13 protein-coding genes are annotated in these 21,003 nt (G+C 53.1%); 6 read left to right on the top strand and 7 right to left on the bottom strand.

Annotated elements, in window-relative coordinates; genetic code table 11:
* Positions 1-73 precede the first annotated feature (73 nt).
* Positions 74-355: a hypothetical protein gene (locus SH287x_RS13665; protein WP_479514872.1), complete on the top strand. Its 282-nt coding sequence runs from the start codon at positions 74-76 to the stop codon at positions 353-355.
* Between the two features lie 362 nt (positions 356-717).
* Here the strand turns inward: SH287x_RS13665 and SH287x_RS13660 are convergent, their stop codons facing one another.
* The 3 genes from SH287x_RS13660 to SH287x_RS13650 all read right to left on the bottom strand — a co-directional run bounded on the left by SH287x_RS13660 (position 718) and on the right by SH287x_RS13650 (position 6,166).
* Complete coding sequence (locus tag SH287x_RS13660; RefSeq protein ID WP_479514871.1) at positions 718-840, bottom strand: hypothetical protein; 123 nt, start codon at positions 838-840, stop codon at positions 718-720.
* An 833-nt stretch (positions 841-1,673) separates the two neighbouring features.
* On the bottom strand, positions 1,674-2,936 hold the full coding sequence (gene odhB / locus SH287x_RS13655) for a 2-oxoglutarate dehydrogenase complex dihydrolipoyllysine-residue succinyltransferase (RefSeq protein ID WP_479514870.1): 1,263 nt from the start codon (positions 2,934-2,936) through the stop codon (positions 1,674-1,676).
* Positions 2,937-3,127: 191 nt separating this feature from the next.
* Complete coding sequence (locus tag SH287x_RS13650) at positions 3,128-6,166, bottom strand: 2-oxoglutarate dehydrogenase E1 component (protein WP_479514869.1); 3,039 nt, start codon at positions 6,164-6,166, stop codon at positions 3,128-3,130.
* A 747-nt stretch (positions 6,167-6,913) separates the two neighbouring features.
* On the opposite strand from SH287x_RS13650, the gene SH287x_RS13645 reads away from it, so the two are divergent.
* Positions 6,914-8,023 carry a ComEC/Rec2 family competence protein gene (locus tag SH287x_RS13645; RefSeq protein WP_479514868.1) on the top strand — a complete coding sequence of 370 codons (1,110 nt, stop codon included), beginning with the start codon at positions 6,914-6,916 and terminating at the stop codon, positions 8,021-8,023.
* Between the two features lie 43 nt (positions 8,024-8,066).
* On the opposite strand, the gene SH287x_RS13640 is transcribed toward SH287x_RS13645, so the two are convergent.
* Positions 8,067-9,005: an alcohol dehydrogenase catalytic domain-containing protein gene (locus tag SH287x_RS13640; RefSeq protein WP_479514867.1), complete on the bottom strand. Its 939-nt coding sequence runs from the start codon at positions 9,003-9,005 to the stop codon at positions 8,067-8,069.
* Positions 9,006-9,031: 26 nt separating this feature from the next.
* A complete protein-coding gene (locus tag SH287x_RS13635) occupies positions 9,032-11,071 on the bottom strand; it encodes an ABC transporter ATP-binding protein (protein ID WP_479514866.1) in 2,040 nt (679 codons plus the stop codon).
* 984 nt (positions 11,072-12,055) lie between these two features.
* Here SH287x_RS13635 and SH287x_RS13630 point away from each other — a divergent pair.
* Positions 12,056-13,435 carry a hypothetical protein gene (locus tag SH287x_RS13630; protein WP_479514865.1) on the top strand — a complete coding sequence of 460 codons (1,380 nt, stop codon included), beginning with the start codon at positions 12,056-12,058 and terminating at the stop codon, positions 13,433-13,435.
* A 518-nt stretch (positions 13,436-13,953) separates the two neighbouring features.
* On the top strand, positions 13,954-15,696 hold the full coding sequence (locus SH287x_RS13625) for a hypothetical protein (protein WP_479514864.1): 1,743 nt from the start codon (positions 13,954-13,956) through the stop codon (positions 15,694-15,696).
* 903 nt (positions 15,697-16,599) lie between these two features.
* Here SH287x_RS13625 and lpxB read toward each other — a convergent pair.
* Positions 16,600-17,772, bottom strand: a complete 1,173-nt coding sequence (lpxB, locus tag SH287x_RS13620; RefSeq protein WP_479514863.1) for a lipid-A-disaccharide synthase — start codon at positions 17,770-17,772, stop codon at positions 16,600-16,602.
* A gap of 223 nt (positions 17,773-17,995) precedes the next feature.
* The gene (locus SH287x_RS13615; protein ID WP_479514862.1) at positions 17,996-18,235 is read right to left on the bottom strand and encodes a hypothetical protein; all 240 of its coding nucleotides are present in this window, start codon (positions 18,233-18,235) and stop codon (positions 17,996-17,998) included.
* A 397-nt stretch (positions 18,236-18,632) separates the two neighbouring features.
* Between SH287x_RS13615 and SH287x_RS13610 the strand changes: the two genes are divergently transcribed.
* Entirely contained in the window at positions 18,633-19,523 is an 891-nt protein-coding gene (locus SH287x_RS13610; RefSeq protein WP_479514861.1) for a hypothetical protein, read from the top strand.
* Between the two features lie 228 nt (positions 19,524-19,751).
* A complete protein-coding gene (locus SH287x_RS13605; RefSeq protein WP_479514860.1) occupies positions 19,752-20,882 on the top strand; it encodes a methylated-DNA--[protein]-cysteine S-methyltransferase in 1,131 nt (376 codons plus the stop codon).
* The last annotated feature ends 121 nt before the right edge of the window (positions 20,883-21,003 follow it).

Here is a 21,003-nt window from a genome sequence, read left to right as displayed (position 1 = left end):
CGATACACCCACTGAGTCGATGATAATTTCGTCGCCTTAACTTCTCGAGCAAAAACGGAGCACCTGATTGATCATGGCCCACAACCGACTGACATCGATGAACCTCTTCGAACAGCGAACAATCTCTCGCTCTTTCGAAAGTGTCGGTGCGGGCTGTTGTCTGCCAGAAGGGGAGCAACGGTGGAATGCGACCGCTGGATTTGACTCAGAATTCCAAGGACAAGCCAAGTCGGACTCGATGGCAATCCCCGCGTGGGCTATCCCCATCTATGAAGCCGCTCTTTTGACGGCTCGACGGCAAGTCAGGAATCGCAAGGTTCTGGAAGGAGCACTCGCCGGAACCAATTTCAACTAATCAGGCTTCCAACCAGTCAAGATGGAGGGGCGTGCTACCAACGATGGCCGTTCTCTGCCCGAAATGACATCAGCATGATTAACTGCACTTGATGACTCTTGCATTGTCAAAGTTGAAAAGCAGGGTTGAACAGGTTGTAAAGTCCGACAACGGAGGACGTTGCGGCGACATCAACCCTAAGACAAAGCCGTGACACGGCACTCTCTCCTTCAAACGGTCACGACACTTATTGCCAATCTTTTGAGTCGCGATCGTGACGCCTCCTCCTGAACGCAATGAGAGCCGGGGGCTTGACCAGCCACCGGCTCTCATTGTTCTTCAACTCGGCTTTTAACGCAGTTGAACCGTATCGCGATAATTTTTCAGATTTGACGCGGCATTAGCAGCAGCAGACAGGCATCCCGTTGAGGCAGATGCAGCAGGTGCAGCCGCAAGCCATCAAGGCACAGCACTGATCGCAGCAAGCCTGAATCATCTTGCAGCATTCGGCATCGCCCGAAGTGCAGGTGATGCAGCAACCATCGGCAGTCATTTCGCAAGTGCATTTGCACATGGTCATGTTGCAGCAGCAGACACAATTGCCATTTTGCACGCAGCAGACACTGCACAAGCAGCCGGCGCATTGAGCACAAAGGGCCTGGATCATGCTGCAAGTGACTTCGTCATCACACTTGCAAATCATCTTCATGCCGCCAGCACACTTTTCGAGAGTGATCTTGCACTTCGGTACGGTGAGGCAATTGATCTGAGCGGTTGGGACAGCGGAGACTGGCATCTGAGTGACAGGAGCAGCGATTGTAGCCATGAGAGTCATTCCTTTTTCATGTGTTTTCAGAACTTGAAACCTTCGCTGACCATCCGTCGTCGGCTAAGGCAGCAGTGGGTGTGACTATACTCCGACGATTCGGATACACAATCTCGACAAAAACACTGTATATTTCCCTTGGCCCCTTCCCAGTGGTTCTTTGTGCCCCCCCATGCCCCTCCCAGGGTGCCACAAGTTAGCTGTACTCATACGAATCGCAACTTGAAATAGCGCGTTGATGATCTCAAAAACATGCTTGTCCAAAGCTGCAAGTATGGCACATAGAATGCTGTTTCAAATGGGAATGCTTATGAGTCAATGACGCACTGAGTTATGCATAATGCGCATAGAAAAAGGGAGTCCAGTCATCACTGGACTCCCTTGTTTATAGAGCAATGTGATTGCCCTGTTTGTCGATTGTCAACGTTTGAAATTCAGGTTTGTTCTGTTATTAAGTCCTATTGTTGAGGACTTAAGGCGACATCAACCCGAAGACAAAGCCGTGACACGGCGCTAAACTTCCAGCATGAGGCGCAGTGGGCTTTCAACACATTCCTTGATTCGCTTCAGGAAGCTGACCGCTTCTTTGCCATCCACAATGCGATGATCATAGGTCAGTGCCACATACATCATCGGACGGGCAACAATCTGGCCGTTGACAACCATCGCGCGATCCTGGATCGAGTGCATCCCCAGTACGCCGCTTTGTGGGGGATTGACGATCGGTGTCGACAGCAGTGAGCCGTAAACACCGCCGTTGCTGATGGTGAACGTGCCACCTTCCAGATCCTGCGGCTTCAGTGAGTTTTCCATCGCCCGCTTGGCCAGCTTGTTGATCGACATTTCGATTTCAGCAAACGAGAGCTTTTCCGCACTGCGAATCACAGGAACAACCAGTCCCTTGCCACCACCCACGGCGATCCCCATGTCAACATAGTCGTGCATGACGACATCGTTGCCCTGGATTTCCGCGTTAATGGCGGGATAGGCTAGCAACGCATTGATCGTAGCCTTCACGAAGAACGACATGAAGCCCAGCTTGATGCCGTACTTCTCGACGAACTTGTCCTGATATTCTTTGCGAAGCGCCATGGCGTTCGACATGTCGATTTCGTTGAACGTGGTCAATAAGGCCGCATTATGCTGGGCTTCGACCAGTCGCTGGGCAATTCGCTTACGAATCGTCGTCAGTGGCTGGCGTCGAATGACGCGCTCCCCAGCAGGAGCGGGTGTGGCAATCACATTGGCAGGAGCCGTTGCCGGCTTGGCAGGTACTGGAGCCACCGGTGCAGGTGCTGCTGGAGCAGCGGCTGGTGCTGAAGAATGACGTAGCACGTCTTCTTTCAGTAACCGTCCCCCAGGGCCACTGGCAGTGACGTCGGAGGCAGACAAACCCTTGTCAGCCAGGGCGCGGGCAGCCGACGGCATGACAATCGGATTGCCAGCCGTTGAGGCCGGTGCAGGTTGTGGCGATGGAGCAGATTGAGGGGCCGCAGCAGCCGGTGCCGGAGTTGATGGGGCAGCAGGCGCAGCAGCTCCCGCATCTCCCAGGCGAGCCACAACCGCTCCAACGGCAATCGTTTCGCCGGGCTGAGCGAGGATCTCCTGGAGCACTCCCCCGTGAGTCGCCACGATGGGTAAAGTCGACTTTTCGCTTTCGACTTCCACCAGTTCATCGTCAGGAGCGATGGTATCGCCCACTTTTTTGAACCACTGCCCGATGACGACTTCAACAATCGAATCGCCGAAACTGGGGACTTTCACTTCCACCGGCATGACAGCCTCTTGCCTTCCCTCTTGGACATGGATCTATTGTCTGAAGCGGACAGGCCGATTCCTCGTACATCGGAGGTCGACCTAACAAAATGTCTCAATCAATATCTGTAAGTCTGGAAATCAGTTCTGTATTTTTATGAGAAACGGACTCTAACCATCTTTGGCTGAGTCCGCTTCAATCTCATGATTATTTAGTTGCCAAATGCCTCGGACAGTAACCGTTCCTGTTCGATTTCGTGACTCTTTTTCGATCCGGTGGCTGGACTGGCCGATGCGGGGCGACTGACGCACCGCAAATGATGTGGCTTCAATACATTGAGTCCCCACTGTGCCAGAACAAACCGCCAGGCGCCCATGTTTTCCGGCTCCTCCTGAACCCAGGTCACAGGAGTCTGGGGAGCGTAGCGAGCTAACTGATTCTGCAACTCAGCCGTGGGCAGTGGATAGAGCTGTTCGACGCGAACGATCGCGACATCATTCCGCCCTAATTCCTGACGACGGGCCGCCAATTCGTGATAAACCTTACCGGTGCAAAGCAAGATCTGCTTCACTTCAGTATCGGGTCGGTTGTTCAGAACATCGGGAATGATGCGCTGGAACGATCCCGTCGCCAACTCTTCCAAAGTCGCCGCCACGGCAGGTGAGCGGAGATAATACTTGGGTGTCATCACTACCAGCGGCTTGCGCCACGCACGCAGCACCTGTCGGCGCAGCATATGGAAAAGCTGAGCGGCTGTGGTGGGATAACAGACCTGGATATTGTCTTCGGCACAGGCTTCAAGGAAACGTTCCAGACGAGCACTGGAGTGCTCCGGGCCTGCCCCTTCAAAACCGTGTGGCAACAGCATCGTGAGACCGCTATACCGATTCCACTTGTCTTCGGCACTAGCGATGAACTGATCGATGATCACCTGAGCCACGTTGACAAAGTCACCGAACTGAGCTTCCCAGACAGTCAGACCATCGGGGCAGTCGAGGCTGAAACCATAGTCGAAGCCGAGAACCCCGGTTTCCGACAAAGCACTGTTATAGATAAAGAATTTCGCCTGATCGGCGGCCAGATGCTGAAGCGGAACGTACTTGGCACCCGTTTCAATGTCATGCACCACGGCGTGACGATGAGCAAATGTGCCGCGTTCACAGTCTTGACCATGCAGTCGCACCGGATGCTTGGCCACCAGCAATGAGGCATAGGCCAACGTTTCTGCCGCACCCCAGTCAACCGGCCTTTCTCCGCGAGCAATGGCTTTGCGCTGATCGAGAATATTCTGAATCTTTGGATGAGGCTTATAACCATCAGGAAGTTGCGTCTGGATTTCCAGCAACTGCATCAATGTGGGAACAGGAACTCCGGTGGCAACATCGTGAGCAATGTCTTCATTGCCTCCACGGTAACTCTTCCACAACTGATTGGGTTGCTCCCAGCGATGCTGGTAATCCGAAGCCGTTGCCACCTGATACTCGGATTCCAGTTGCGACTTATGCTGAGAAACAAGTTCGTCGGCTTCCTGCTGTGTCACGCCGCCCAACTTCGTCAGATGGTTGGAATAGGTGACTCGCATTGGCTGGCGGCGATCAATCGCCTTGTACATGCCGGGGTTTGTGAATCGTGGTTCATCCTGCTCATTGTGGCCACGCAGCCGGTAGCAGTACATGTCGATCACAACATCCCGCTGGAATTCACGACGGAAGCCCATCGCCAGTTCCACCACCTGAGCCACGGCTTCAGGATCTTCCCCATTCACATGGAAGATCGGAATCTGCAGCATCTTGGCCACATCGGTTGCATAAGATGTGGAGCGTCCCTGATGCGGCGGTGTCGTGAAACCAATCTGGTTGTTCACAATCACATGGACTGTTCCCCCCGTCTTGGTCGACTCCAGTTCGCTCAGGTTGAGCATTTCCTGGGTGATCCCTTCACCGGCAAAAGCCGCGTCACCGTGGATCAGCAGGCCCATCGTCTTGCGACGAGCCGTATCGTTGCGGCGATCCTGTTTGGCACGTACGCGACCCAACGCCACTGTGTTCACAAACTCCAGATGGCTGGGGTTGAAACAGAGTGAGAGGTGAACTTTCTTGCCGTCAGCCGTGACGTAGTCGTTGCTGTAGCCCAGGTGATACTTTACGTCACCGCGCCCCAGATGCATCTGGGGATCCAGGTCGGCAAATTCACGGAAGATCGCACGAGCCGGCTTACCCATGATACTGGCCAGCACATTCAGGCGGCCACGGTGAGCCATCCCGAGGATGATTTCTTCCACACCATGTTCGGCCGATTTGTTAATCGCCAACTCCAGCAGTGGAATCAGCGTTTCGCCCCCTTCCAGAGAGAAGCTTTTGGCTCCCTGGAATTTTCGCAGAATAAAGTCTTCAAAAACAACCGCATCACTGAGTCGCTTGAGAATTCGTTTCTGTTGTTCAACGGTAAGGGAAATGCGGTTTTCGCACGCTTCCATGCGATCCTGCAGCCATTCGCGAACTTTCACGTTGTCGATGTGCATGAACTGCGCACCGATCGAACGGCAATAAGTATTGCGGAGCCACTGGAGGATCTCGCGCAATGTGCGCACATTCGGCCCGCTGGAACTGACCGTCGAAAACTGACGATCCAGATCACTGGGGCTGAATTCGCAGGAGGCCGGGTCGAGTTCGGGAATTGGCTCCCGTGGTTGACTGAGCGGGTCTATGATCGCTGCGTAATGACCCATCGCCCGATAGTTACGGATCAGACGATCGACGCGTTCCTGAAGGATCGCCGCTTCCAGCTCAACCGGTGAGACGACCTTGGTGTCGCCCATTGTGGGAGCGCGGAAGAAACTGGCTTCGTGCTCAGGGGCCTGGCGTGCGACTTCCGAAATTTGCCGGAAGTATTCCCTCCAGGCAGGGTCGACGTTCTCGGGCGACTTCACAAATTCCTGATACAGCGACTCCACATAGGAGGGGCTGGAACTGGCGACATTCTCCAGGCCGCGGGCAATTTCATCGCGACTGAGAGCATCGCCGGAAGCAACGGACAGCCCGGTATTGGAAGCGGCTCCGTTGTTGACAACCCCGGCATCACTGGCCGTCTGGCCGTTCACAGATGAACCGGAAGTGGATGAAGCAGATGGCGGTGGCGTCGGAGGAGGCGACATAAAGTTAGGGCTATTTGCCGAAGGGATCATTGCAGGATCAGGGGAGGAACTGCGTGGGGGGCGAGGAGTAGCCAGCAAGGCGTCAGAAGGACTCATCTCGATCACTTCATGGGGGATCCCGGCTCGCCAAAAATGTTCAAAGCCCCGGGTCATGCTTCAAACTGGCAACTCAGCCCGACATGGGCCAAGAATTAAGACCTTGGCGAGAATACCTGCTCTCAACGTATCAGAATTGGCAATTTTGCAACACAGGAAGTTGGGGTGAAGTTTGATTTCCCGGAAAAGTTGCATGGGTTCATCGCCTGCACTGCCGATTTTCCACAAACATTTTTCCAAAGCCACCGCAAATCACCCATCACAACGATCCGCTGCCGTTCAAAATTTTGACGACAATGAAAATCAGCACTCGACCTTATCAATTCTACGAAAGGAAATCGAAAGAGAGGGGAAAATGGATGATTGCAATCGGTAAAGCTCACTAAAAAAACAGGAATTGCCTGGCGTCCTCCATCAATCAGCGTTGAAGCCCTGCTGAAAAACAACTTTGGATAATGCAAGTAGGTCAACTTTCATCCGGCATTTCATGACCCAGTGCATTGTCAAAGTATAAAATTCGGGAATCTTCTGTTGTTAAGTCCGACAACGGAGGACGTTGCGGCGACATCAACCCGAAGACAAAGCCGTGACACGGCACTCAGGCTTCAACTTCAATGACTCAGTGGCGAAATGGCTCGCAACACGCTCTGATAAATCAACCACTGTTGATTCGTGTTGTTGCACTGCTTTTGAAACTTTACCGGCTCAGAGACATCGCCGGAAAGACAACAGCTTTTGAGGTTGAGAATGAGTTTGACTTCTCTCTTTTGCCGGGCCATGGGGAACTCTCGCGTCCTTGCGGCATTCATCACATTGACAATCGCGGGCGGGAGTTCTGTTATCGCCGACGAAACCGACAAAAAGCTCGACATCTATTTCATTGATGTCGAAGGCGGAGCGGCCACTCTGTTGGTGACGCCTGACGGGGAATCCATTCTGATTGATTCTGGTTACCCGGATTACGGCGGGCGGGATCTTCAGCGGATCTTGCGTGTGACTAAAGACATCGCACGCCGTCAACAGATCGACAAGGCCATCGTTTCTCACTGGCATCTCGATCACTACGGAAATCATGCCGCCCTTGTCAGCCAGATCCCGGTGAAGCAGTTCTTCGATCGCGGGATTCCAGACGGCTTGCCAGATGACAAAGGCTTCCCCGAGCGGATTGCCCTCTACCGCGCCGCGACACAAAACAAATCGGTCGCACTTTCTCCCGGAGATGAACTGAAATTCGCCGCTAACTCCCAAGATTCGTCATCGCCCCAATTGACCGCTCAGGTGCTGACCGGAAGTGGACAAACCATCGCCAACAACGGCCCGGCCAATCCTTTTGCCGGCGAACATGTCGCCAAGCCTGAAGACACTTCTGACAACGCAAAAAGCCTGAGTATTCTCTTCAAACTCGGCGATTTCGCTTTTTTAACCTGTGGTGATTTGACGTGGAACACAGAACATCGGCTGATGTCCCCCAACAACCCTGTGGGGCAAGTTGATTTGTTCATGGTGACACACCATGGACTGAACGTCAGCAACAATCCGGTGCTTGTGAAAGCCATTGAGCCTGTGGTGACTGTCACCTGTAATGGCCCGACCAAAGGAGGAGCGAAAGATGTCCTGGAGACTTTGGGGAAAATTCCGTCGCTGAAAGCCCAGTATCAATTACATCGTAATATTCAGTTGCCCGATCATCTCCAGCCGGCCGCCCATCGAATCGCCAACTCCAGCGACAGCGCCGACTGCAAAGGCCACTTTATTAAAGCGAGCGTGGAACCAGACGGAAAGAAATTCACCATTCAGGTGGAAGGCCAGGCTCCCGAAACGTTCAACGTGACGACAAACAATGTCGCGACAAAATAGCGTCCGTTAGCAGCAATTTTCCGGTATGAACACCCGGTATGAATCAGGGCTTGAGAAGAATTTTGCGTGTGCCGGGCTTCTGTGCATGGGCCAGAGCTTCCAATCCCTGAGCCAGCGGATAGATCTGTTCAATCAGTGGCCGCAAAACTTCGCCATGTGTCTCCAACCACTGGAGGGCCTTGGCGAAGGGGCCGCACCGTGAACCGATCACCCGGATTTCATCGATCACAAGGGATGCCAGCGACAGCTGATGTTCCCCGGCGACCGTGGTTTTCAGCACCAGAGTGCCCTCGGGTTCCACCAAAGAAATAGCAAACCCCAATCCTTCGCGTCGGCCTGTGGTTTCAATCACAACATCCCACTTTCGCCCGCTTGGTAACTCGGAGACAAGAAACGTTTCCAGCCCCAATTGACGCGAGAATTCCAGCTTGGACTGATGTTTGCCCACAACTGTCAAGGCTTTGGCGTTGGAATGCAGTGTTGCCGCACAAAGACTCCCCAGGCGACCATCTCCGACTACCAGCACACGTTTTCCCTCAAGATCGACCTGCTCTTGAACCCGGAGAGCCGCTGCCACCGGTTCAGTCAGCACGGCGATTTCATCAGGGATCTTGTCGGGGACGCGATGCAAGTTCTCTTGCGGAAGTGAAAACTGGGTGGCAAATGCTCCATCACGGTTCAAAATTCCCAACACCGTCCGATGAGGGCAATGCAGCTTCTGGCCACGCTGGCAGTATTCACAAACCTGACAACTGCAGTTGATCTCGCCGACCACACGCTGGCCGGCCAAAGGCCCAGCCTGTGCTATACCGACAAATTCGTGCCCCAGCACGCCCGAGAAAGACATGTACCCCGCCATCAATTGCAGGTCAGTTTCACAAACACCCGCAAGGCTCAGTTGAATCGGAACTTCACCCGGGCGCAGATGGCCAGATTTTTCTGTCTTCAAACTGATCTGACCACGATCAAGAACGATTTGCATCGTCGTGCTTTCGTGCCGGTATTGAATCAAGCGGCATAGGCTTGTTCTCTCTGGGCGGCATAGAGGTTTCGATAATAAGGGCAACTGCGCAGCAGCGTTTCGTGCTGTCCACTGGCGATCACCTGACCATGATCCATGACGACCACCCGATCAACCATATTAAGTAGGGAGTCGCTCAGGGAATGGGTCACAATCAGCACTGTTCGACCGGCTTTTCGCTGAGCCAGCGCTTCGTATAGGCGTTGTTCGCTCTCACGGTCAATCGCTGATGTGGCTTCGTCGAGAATCAGTATCGCTGGATTTTTCAGGAACGCACGGGCCATGGCGACACGTTGCCGTTGCCCTCCGGAAAGACGTTGTCCCCGCTCTCCCACTGAAGTTGCCAGACCATCCGGGAATTGCGAGGCAAATGAATCAATCGAGAACTCACGAGACAGGTCGGCCACTTCTTTATCACTGGCCTGAAAGCTGCCATAACGCAGATTGTCCGCGATGGAACGATGAAAAAGCTGTGTTTCCTGAGGAACCAGCGCAATCTGCTTTCGTAACATCGCCAGGCTGGTATGGCGGATATCAATCCCGTCGATCAGAACCATGCCATGTTCCGGGTCGTAGAGTCGTGGTAACAGGTTGACCAGTGTTGATTTCCCGGAACCATTCCCACCGACAATCGCCACGGTCTCACCAAAGGGAATTTTGAGCGAAACTTTATCCAATGCGGGTGGCCGAGAATCATTTGTTTCCTGAGCCACGGGATGAGTGTAGGTCACTTCACGAAACTCAATCGATTCAAAATGCCGGGGCAGCTCTTTCCAATCCCGATCCTGTTTGACACGCGAGGTCGTTTTCAGCAGAGAAAAAATCCGCTCACAAGCGGCTGACCATTTTTTCAATCCGGGATAAACGCCGGAAAGCTTTCGCGCGGGATCGAGCAACCCCCCCATCAACGTGTAAAGCAACGCCAGTTCAGCGATATCCAGCGGCCCGTCGGAAAGTTGCACTCCAAAAATTCCAGACTCTTGCCTCAGCACCAGATAAGCACCAGGCAATAGTGCGATACAGGCTCCGATCGTCGCCAGAATTTCGGTCGTTGGGCTGGCTAATGCGTCTATCCGCAGGATTTTCATCTTCTGCGCAAACGCCACTTTGTGCTCGTTATGAAAATCACGCCGACGGTAGCGTTCTAACCCAAAAGCAAGAATGGTGCGAAACGAGCGAAGGGTCTCTTCTAACTGCTCGAAAATCCGGGACATGCTTTCCATCTGGTGGCGATTGGCTTTTTTCAGCTTCTTGCCATACTTCGCGAAGAAGACCGCCCCCAGGGGAACCACAACCAGCGACAGCATTGTCAGTCGCCAGTTAACGAAAAAGCAGCAGGCCAGAATCGCCACGATTTTCATCGGTTCCGCAATCATGCGGCCACCAAACAGTCCCAGTCCGGCCCCCAATTGTGACAGGTCATACGTAAACCGTGCCATCAGTTGAGGCGTTCCCAACAGGCCCAGAGTGGGGAAATCGAGTCGCAGCACATGCTGATACATTCGCTGACGAATCATCAGCAGACAGGATTCAACGGCACTTCCGACCAGATTCTCTTGAAAATAAACGACAACTCCTTTGACCGCAGTGACCAGATAGAGCGTCATCAACAACATGACCAGCGTCGGGAAAGCTTTCTGAGGGAGCCACGATGAAAAGCCGTTCCGAAACCAGCTGAGATAGAATTGTCGTCTGTCAGAATCAATGAGATTCCGGCGAGCACGTGAAAGCCGGCTCAGTAACCCTGATTGCTCCTTCGAGGAGTGATCGGCGGAAATCTGATCGATCTGCTCCTGGTAACGCTCTGCTTCAGACTCATATGCGATCGATTTGCTGCGTGCTGACTCGATTTCCTGATCAAGATATGCCGTTAGACTCTGGCCATGCACCAGCACGTTAATCAATGGAAATGACAGCATCAGCGTGGTAGCCCACAAGACGGCAATCATGACCGCCGCGATCGACGAGCCAATCAAAGAGGCTCGAACACGCCAGAGATAAGGTGCAAGCTGAGTCAGACTTTCCATGTCACTGGCACATCCCGGTCACTGGCACATTTCTGTCACTGGCGCATCCCATCACTGGCGCACCCCTGTACAGAGAACTGCAAACTTGAAATCACTCGCGCCTTGTCAAAGCTTAAAAGCAGGGTTGAACAGGTAGTTAAGTCCGACAACGGAGGACGTTCCTACGCATGAAACCCCAAGATAAAGCCGTGACACGGCACTTAAGAAGCACAAAAACAAACCCAGAGTTCTCGCTGACTCTCGCACAAGTCGTGCAATAGGGCAAGGACAATTGCGGCTCTCGCTCACCCCTATTCTTCGCAGGGTTCCCAGTCACCCTCTGGCTCCGTGTTGATGGTCTGCCGATGTGAAAGATGTTGCCTGATAAAAGCCCGGCAGAAGCATAGATGACCGCACGATGAAAACCCTGAGTCATGGGAAAGCTGCGAAGCTGAAAAGCGGCAAAGCTGAAAAAGCTACGAAGGAAGGGAGGTTTGGCAAGAAATAGGAGCCTGTCCCCTTCGGGCAACCTCTGTAAAGAGGGTCAGGGGAGGAATATAGGGAGAGCAGCAATTTTCTCACGCCCGGAATAGCCCAGCCTTTCTCGCAGGGATCCCCAGTCGCTCGCGCGGTGAACACATCACAGGGGACAAATGTGACGATTGTCGGGACTAAGCTCGCCTCTGGCTGAGATGTTCGGCAAACAAAGCTCTGTAGCCGATCTACTAAAAAGAAAAATCGACTCGCGACAAACCAGAGGTGTGGGGTGAATAGGTTGAGTGGGTCGTTCTGGTTTCCATTTTTTCGGCACATTCTGCCACTTGCCCCAAAAAACATTTCAGTTCTGCCGAAGCCCGCTGCTCCCTCAAAAAAAAAACAGATTTTGTCTCAAGCCTCTGTGAAGGGGTGTCGATGAAGACGATGAGACAAGTTGTTGCCCGGCACCTGCGAACAAAATGCCAGACAACAGCTCTACGCCGTTCTGACAGGAACAAGGATCGAGCGATGAAAATTGCGTCCATGATGGTCGCTCTCGGAGGCCTTTTGGCTTTCGGACTGGCAAATACTGCCGAAGCGAAATACTGCGGTGCAGCCCGATATCGGTGCTGTCCAACCGAGGCTTGTGCACCGGCGGGTGATTACTGCGCCGCCAAGGCCTGCCCGACGACCTGTTACCAAACGGTTCAAGAAACCGTTTGGGACACGAAGCAGTATCAGTGCTGCCGTACGGTCTATGATCAGATCACTTGCCAGGTTCCTGTGACCTGCACCCGTACCGTTCAGGAAACGAACTATCGGGAAGAGTGCTACACCGTCTGTAAGCCGGTTTATCAGACCTGCTACCGCGAAGTGACCTGCACGATCAAAAAGCCGTGCTACCAGACCTGCTACCGCGACATCACCTGCAAGATCAAAAAGCCTTGCTATCAGACTTGCTACCGCGATGTCTGTTACACCAAGTGCAAGCCAGTCTTCCAGACTTGCTACCGAGATGTCACCTGCACTGTTAAGAAGCCAATTTGCGAAACGCATTATCGTCAGGTCTGTTGCACCACTTACAAGACCGAGACAGAAACCTGCTACCGCGACGTTTGCTACACCACCTGCAAGCCGGTCACCACTTACAAGACCGTTGAAGAATGCACCGGTGAATGGGTGACAGAATCCTTCCAGGTTCCTGGCAAAATGGTGCAGAAGTGCGTGCAAGACCCAGGCACATGGGAATGGGATGCTTGCAAATGCCGCTGCGTCTACCGTCCTGGTTGCGTTCGCACTGTCTGCGAGCAATGCCCGCCAACCACCTGCTGCAAGCGAACCTGGGTTCCCCGCAAGGTCTGCAAACAAGTCCCTTGCACGACTTATGTTCGTGAAACACAGACCTGCCGTCAGCCCTATACCGTCTGCCGCCGCGTTCCAGTTCAGTCAGTGAAGCAAGTTCCTTACACCTGCGTCCGCTGGGAAAAGGAATGCATCACCAAGCGGGTTCCTTACACCACTTGCAGTATGGTTCAGGAAACTTGCACCAAGCGAGTTCCTTACACGACCTGCACCTGGACAGAAGAGTGCATCACCAAGCGGGTTCCTTACACCACTTGCAGCTGGACAAACGAGTGCATCACCAAGCGGGTTCCTTACACCACTTGCAGCATGACTCAGGAAGTCAAGACTCGTCAGGTTCCTTACACCACCTGCCGTCAGGTCTGTGAGACCAAGATGGTGACCCGTACTCGCTGCGTCCCCAAGAAGGTTGTCGAAACCAAGACGGTCTGCGTTCCCCGTACAGTCTGCCGTCGGGTTCCTGTGACCACCTGCGCATCAGTTGACCCCAGCTGTGCTGTTCCTGCTGCCACGGCTCAAGCTCCTTGCAGCACCTGCACCAAGTAGTGCATTGTCAAAGTATAAAATTCGGGTTTCTTCTGTTGTTAAGTCCGACAACGGAGGACGTTGCGGCGACATCAAGCCTAAGACAAAGCCGTGACACGGCAGTAGTCAGTCAAAAACTTGTCTTAAAGCAGCCGGGATTATCACTTGATGATCCCGGCTGCTTTCATAGAGGCCTGTCGATAATCCCGCCTTTTGAAATCAGCATTCCTGCGTAATATCCCGCAAAAAATGGATCACAGTGCCGACCTGTGATCAGATCCGCCTGTCCAAGATCCGGGTTTTGGTTGACAAACATCCGAGTGTTTGAGGAACCTATTGTCTCAACATCGAAGATCATTGATCAAAACCGAAGTCTGCTGCCAGATTGACGTTTTGAGATAAGTCGTGCTCTTTGAATTCGTTCCCATGCCACGAGACCGATGGGATCGTTGACGTGATGCCATAACAGGCCACGCTCAACGCATTGCGGCTACTGATTACGAACAATTAGGATCCTACTTCCGAAGGGAGTCTTTTCTGTGCTGCAGTTCAACATCTCGAAATGGGCAAAAGGTTGTATTTCTGCGGCCATGATCGGCACGAGCCTCATCGCGGCATCCGCCAGCGTGCCAGCAGAAGAACCACGATTCACTTTCGTTCAGCCCGGTGCCGACCGGCTGCGAGATGATTTGAAGTATCTGGTGAACCTCGCGCCAACTCCCGCATTAAGGAAGGAATGGGAAAACCTCGACGCAACACTGGAAAGCTTTCTGGCTGGCGTCGATGGTAAAACTCCCATTCGCGTCGATGTCATTCTTGGCGATAAAGAAGTCTTCTATCAGTTCAATTTCCCCATCACGAAGCTCGAAGGCCGTGATGGCTTCAAAGAGAATGTTCAGTCATTTGGCTACAACGTCAAAAAGAATTCCGCTGGCCATTACGATCTGACCGAGATTGGTGCTTCCAAACGCAAGTATTACATGCGTGAAAATGGCAAGTATGCCATGATCGGGCAGCGGTTGCAGGACATTCCCGCGAATGCCCCTGACCCTGGCAAATACGCCGCCTCGTTGCTGAACGATTCCCAGGACATTGTGGCCGATCTCAAGAACGATCCCGCCACGCTCACTCAGCGTCAGGCTGACTTCACCAAGCTGCGCACTGAGTTAGAAGCCGCTGTGAAATTCAAGCGGGATGAAGCCAAGGAAGTTTTCGAGTTAAGACGCCTGGCAACGGTTCAGCAGTTGACGGAATTACAACGATTCATTGTTGAGTCCGAACACCTGCACGCCACATGGACGACAGAGACCAAGAGTGATACGGGAAATGGAACGCTTCTCCTGCGTGCCATCCCCGGCACTGATCTTGCCACGAGCATTGCGCTACTGGGAACAAAAGAGAGCGCTTTTTCGGCGCTCAAGCTTCACGACAAGCCCGTCATTTCCGGGAAGGTCTGTTTCGAGATCGATGAACTGAGAAAGAAGCATTCCGCCGAACTCTATCCGGTGATGAACGCCGCCATCGGCATCAATATTGATGGTCGTCCCCTGCTGACAGCCGACGGCAAAGCTGCTGCCAAGGAGTTCTCAAAAGGTCTTTTTGAGATGTTTACAGCAGCGATCCCACAGGGCCTGCTTGACGCTTATGTGGATCTGCATGCCACTGAGGGAGATGTCCATAATCTCACCTGCGGGATTCTGGTGGCGGATGCCGCACCTGCTGCCAAACTGGCTGCCATGCTTCCCAAAATTCGTGACGACTGGAAGTTTGAAGCCGATGTCGCAGAGCATGCCGGAGTTGCCATCCATAAACTGACATTCCCGCAGCGTCGCCTGGAAGGCTTTCAGTCAGTATTCGGTAAAGACCAGACCGATTTGTACATCGGAATTGGCAAGAACATTGTCTGGGGTGCCGCTGGCAAGGGTGGCCTTGAGGAATTAAAGGCGGCCATCGATACACAGGCTGCTGGCCCCAAGGCTGTCAACCCGGTGGTTCTTTCTGGGACAATCAAGTTTGGCCCTGCCGTACGTGTGCTGCAGATCTTCCGTAGCAACACACCATTGAGCAAAGAAGGCAAAACCAAGACCCAACTCGACACGATTAAGAAGATGGATAACCTCAGAAAGCTGGCAGTGGATGCTTTTGCGGAAGGGAATGACCTCTTCACTTTCAGCCTTGAACGCAAGGATAAAGACGTGATTGGCAACATTAACGCCAACCAGGGTGTCTTGCGTTACGTCGGCTCAGTCATTGCCAACTTCTCCAAGGAAGCGCTGCGATAATCCCAATGCCCGGCTGAGAGACGCTGGTTAGTCATTCTTTTGAACGCCCGGTTTCACTCCCAGAAGCCGGGTGTTCGCATTTTTGTGCAGATGGCTGAGTTGAATCGCAACTTGAAATAGCGCGTTGACGATCACAAAAACATGCTTGCCCAAAGCCGCTGTCTATTACACATAACTTTTATTGAGCCGCACGACTTGGCTCAATGAGTCAAGTCCTCTCAAATCGTGCCTTCATGCCATGCTTGCGGCATGCTCTTTGAATTGATGGAAGATCGGCGTCAAATGAGCATCCGCCATGCTCACTCAGAGCCGCTGTCTTTTATACATAAATTTCTTATTCCCTTGAGCAAGCGGCACGGCATTGACACCATCAAGGGGTGATGACCAGATCAACCCACGGGAGTTCCGGCCTGGGGGAAAAACCTGCTCATCGGAATGACTCCTTTGCGTTCTTCGCGCCTTTGCGGTGAGTCAAAGAATTTTTACCGCGAAGAAAAGAAGAGCGCGAAGGAATTCGGAAGAGATCGAGTGCCGTGTCACGGCTTTGTTTTCGGGTTGATGTCGCCGCTACGTCCTCCGTTGTCGGACTTAACAACAGACGAAACCCGAATTTTATACTTTGACAATGCACGAGGGGAGTCGAACGGGATGGGGCGGGAGCCTGCTCTATGACTTTTGAACAGCATCAATCCCTTGGATTCCCTCGGCTGTATGCCAGATATTGAGGTAACGGCCGCAAGGTGGTATGGGCCACCCATGCCAATTTCCTGGTGCGGTTCAGGTGGCGAAAAAGTTGTGTATAAAAGACAGCTCAGAGCCGTGAGCATGGCACGAAGAGCGCTATTTCAAGTTGAAATGCGTATGACAAACGGATTTCAAGGTGAGCCAATTCAGGCTGGGCAACTAGGCCGCAGCTGATGTCTGGTCGGCATCTCGGCGAGCGAGCAGTTTCAGAATCACATCAGCCGTTCGGGTAATGGCACCCGCCTGGACGACATCGCGCCGGATGCCATCCAATTCATCTAGCTTTGCCTCAAAGACAGCGGGGGTGGCCAACCATGGCGAGATGGAATCCACCAGCTTGGTGACGGCCTTGGGATCATTCCCTACAAACAGATGTTCCGGAAAGACTCGTCTTCCAGCCATCAGATTCGGAAGTGAAAAATGGGGAACGTCAATCACCAGGCAGCCAATCCAATAGGTCAGCCACCCGCAAGAATAAAACGTCACATAAGGCGTACGACGGGCCAGAAGTTCCAGCGCCACAGATCCCGAAACGACCAGGGCACAATCGACCAGATCAATCACTTCCGGCGTGCGCCCCAGGAAGAAATTCATACGCAGTCCGCCGCCTGTTTTCACAAACTCTTCAATGCACCACTGCTTTTGCTTTTCTTTATAGCAAGGGACAAAGAATGTCAGATCATCGTAACGCTCATTGAGGATCCGGGCTGTTTCCAGCAACCGAGGCCAATTTTGAGTGACTTCGTGCCCCCGAGAGCCAGGTAAAAGCGCAATCGCCCGGCCATGAGAAGGCTTCCATTCACGGGTGAACGATTGATCGAGTGGATGATGGGCCACTTCATCAAAAAAAGGATGACCCACGTTTGTGACCGCAACATTCCTTTGGGCATACCATTCGGTTTCAAACTGCAGCCCAGAGAAAACGTGATCGACAGTGCGCTTCAGTTTATGAATCCGCCAACCACCCCATGCCCACATCTGAGGAGGCATGAAATAATAAACGGGAATCCCCAGCGATTTTGCTGCCTTGGCGATATGCCAGTTGAAGCCGGGAAAGTCGATCAGAATGACGGCGTCAGGTTTGTGTTTTTTCAGATGAGCACGGGCCTGACGGAACACACTGTAGAACTTGAATAGCAGCGGCAGCACACGGAAAATCCCCATGACAGCGAGATTTGTCAGAGGATAAATGACTTCACAGCCAGCCACTTCCATGGCTGGCCCGCCCAGACCGCTGACTTTCACGCCGGGAACTCGTTGCTGGATCGCGCGAATCAAATGAGCCGCATGCTGATCGCCACTGGGTTCACCCACGGAAAAGAAAAGGTGCATGCCAATCGTCCCTGACACCGTGACTTAATGCTTGCCGGAAAACAATTTCGCCATCCGTCCGGAAATCTGTTTGCGACAGATCGTCTGGCGGATGGCAATTCAGGTCAAGGTGAGTCCGTCACCAAGGCCAGCCTCAGAATTTTACACGATGAGCAGACGGCCTCTTCTGCCCTGAGAAACATGTTTCACAGAGGCAGAGTGGCGTCATCAATCATCCGCCAATTCAGGCAGCTTCGCGTTCAGAGATCGGTTGTTTACGATTCTGGAGCAAAGGAACAACCTGCCCGAGCAGTTGCCGCATTTCTGCGACGACTCCCATCTCGAGTTCATCGGTCGAAATCCCTTCGCATGCCTGAAAACAGGCGTAGATTCGTCTAACCAACTCACGGTTGCCTTCGGTGTCAACACCATGCAACTCGCCATCGGTTGAAAGAACGAACATCGGTGCAGATGTTGGTTCCATCGGAGGACTTTCTGTTGGAGGCCCATCCGCCAGAAAATGTCAGCAAGTCGAGAGACCAGTCTCGACCAGTGGCGGAAGATCGTCTTTCGTCTACATCGGCCCTGATGAGGGAGAACCCCAGCGGAAAACACCGACTTTGACGAATACACCGACTTTCGGGTGATCCCCTCAATGATTCGCCGGCAAATCATGCCGATATCGCCCCGTTATTAACCACAGCATCGGTTGCAGATAGCCCTCCAGGTCGTCGTCACTTCTGAGTTCGATCGCGACACCCCTCTTTCTTTTGCCTTGTGAAAAGGTGATTATCAGGTCTGCCATGAGTGGTTTCCATGCTTAAGGATCTGGTTCACCTTTCTGGTGTTGGACATTGCTGGATATTGAGAGGGGCGGCCCCGTGAGTCAGGAAAATCTTCGCTGGATACAGAACGGGCAGGGGCGAGTTCCCACCTGCATGTGGTCTTACACCACCGATGCCCCGTTAGCCGACATGAAGCTGGCCCGGGAAAGTGGCGAGGTGGTTGCCAGTGATCATTCGGGCGGGCTTTACCTTCTCGACGCGGATGGTCAGGTGCGGACGCTGACACGGTTAGGACAGGTCGCGCGGGAAATCTCGATTGCTGATAACGGAGCGGCTGTGGCGGTTGTTTCCGGGCCAAGCTCGCTGTCGTTCCTGACCAAGCGACTGTCATTTCTCTGGACAAGACAACTGGCTGATTCCATTCTTTCGCTGGCGATGACGCCTTATGGAGAACACGTTGCCGTTTCGTTGACGGGCGGACAGACGGTCATTTTGACGCAGGGAAACAAGAAGCATTCCAGCTTTGAAACGCCCCGCCCACTCAAGCATCTGGCATTTCTGGGAACTGAGCCATCATTGGTGGGTGCGGCAGAATATGGTCTGATTTCCAAAGTCGGTCTGGATGGATCGATCCACTGGTCAGAAACCCTCTGGTCAACGATTGGAGGACTCTCGACGACAGGAAATGGCGAGTCGATTCTGTTAGCAGGCTTCATGCATGGCCTGCAAATGTTCTCCAATGATGGCGCAGCCGCCGGGACACTGATGCTGGATGGAACTGCCAGCCATGTCGGGCAGAGCTATCACAGTCATCGGATCTATTCGGGAACTCTTGAGCAGCATCTGGCTTGTCTGACAAAAAACGGTGACCTGCTCTACCTGTTGCCCTTGCCTGAACCACTCCTGAAAATGCAGGTGACCGCACTGGGAGATGCCGTCATTATCGGGTTTTCATCCGGTCGAATCATGAAGCTGGCCATGCTTTAAAGTCATGTATTTTGCTGCCAATAACTTCTGATTTTCCAGAAAACTCTCCCCTTTTGAATTGGTGCGCAATGACTGCTATGGAAACCTGGGATCCGGTCGTTAACGTCAAAAGATGAGGGATCAGTGAGAATCGGGGCTTATGGCAAGAACAAAGAGAACAACGACTTCGTGCGAGTTCAAAAACAGACAGCATCTTCTCGCGCGGCTCATGATGATGAAGGTTGATTCATGCCTGGAAGTTCCCAGCCAGCGCCCATCCGTCAGACGCCTGCTCGTCAGGCGCCTGATAAAGCGAAGGATTCCCCCTTTTCAGGGGTGATGGAATTCACTCAAACAGAAACGGAACTCAATCAAGACCGTTGGGAAGCAGTCTGCGCGCGGCAGCTCAAGGGGCTGCAAACGTTCGTCTATGCAGTACGAACCACGGGAATCTATTGCCGACCAGGTTGCTCATCGCGGCGGCCTCGTCGCCAGAACATACAGTTCTTTGAAAACGCTGATTTTGCGCAGCGGGCGGGTTATCGCCCCTGCAAAAAATGCCAGCCACATCGTGACTTATCAGCCACAGATGAGATCGTCGACAGGGCCTGCCAATGGCTACAGCAACAAGCGGCAGGCTACTCTCTTAAAGTGATGGCTCATGAAACAGGCTTCAGCCCGGCCTACTTTCATCGATTATTTCGTAAGCGGATAGGCATCACGCCCAAAGCGTATTGGATGACCCATCAAAAGGCTCAGTTACCGACCAAACTCTTAGTGAGAAATCAAGTGAATCCCAGCGTCATCAAGAGTGGAACTCGCGCCGTCATGCCTGCCAATGTTCCCTGCTACATGACCTCAAAATCTCCTCTGGGTTGGCTGATCACGGCTGGTTCACCCCAAGGGCTATGCTTTGTGGCAATGGGCAACTCAAAATCAGAGGTGCTCGTATCACTTCAGGAGCGGTTTCCCGGTGTGAATTTCGCCCCGACTTCCCACGATTCTTCGCCAATGCCCTCAACACTCTGCCAGGACAAACTGCGGGAATGGCATCATCAGCTGGTCACGTTTCTCGAAGGGAAAATCACCAAGCTTGAGATCCCTCTGGATTGGCAGGGAACCGATTTTCAATGCCGGGTCTGGCAGGCACTGACCATGATTCCTTTGGGAGAGACACGAACTTACCTGCAACTGGCACAAGCCATCGCTCAACCCCAAGCCGTCCGGGCCGTTGCTAATGCCTGCGGTGCCAACAAGCTGGCTATTGTCGTTCCTTGCCACCGCGTCATCGGCAGCAACGGTCAACTGACTGGCTTTCGCTGGGGGATTGACCGCAAGCGGGCTTTACTCGAACTCGAACAACAAAGCCTCAAACACTAATACGGCTTCCTTCTTAACTGTCGCGTTCTGGCGGCGTAAAAAAACAGACTTTTCCGGAAAAGTGACGGACATCCGCAGCCACACTGCCCCGGAAACGGATGCCGGCAATCCTGCTCGCCAG

The sequence above is a fragment of the Planctopirus sp. SH287 genome (genome assembly GCF_056500625.1).
Note: the sequence above shows the minus strand (reverse complement) of the source record. Positions and strands in the feature narration are given on the sequence as shown.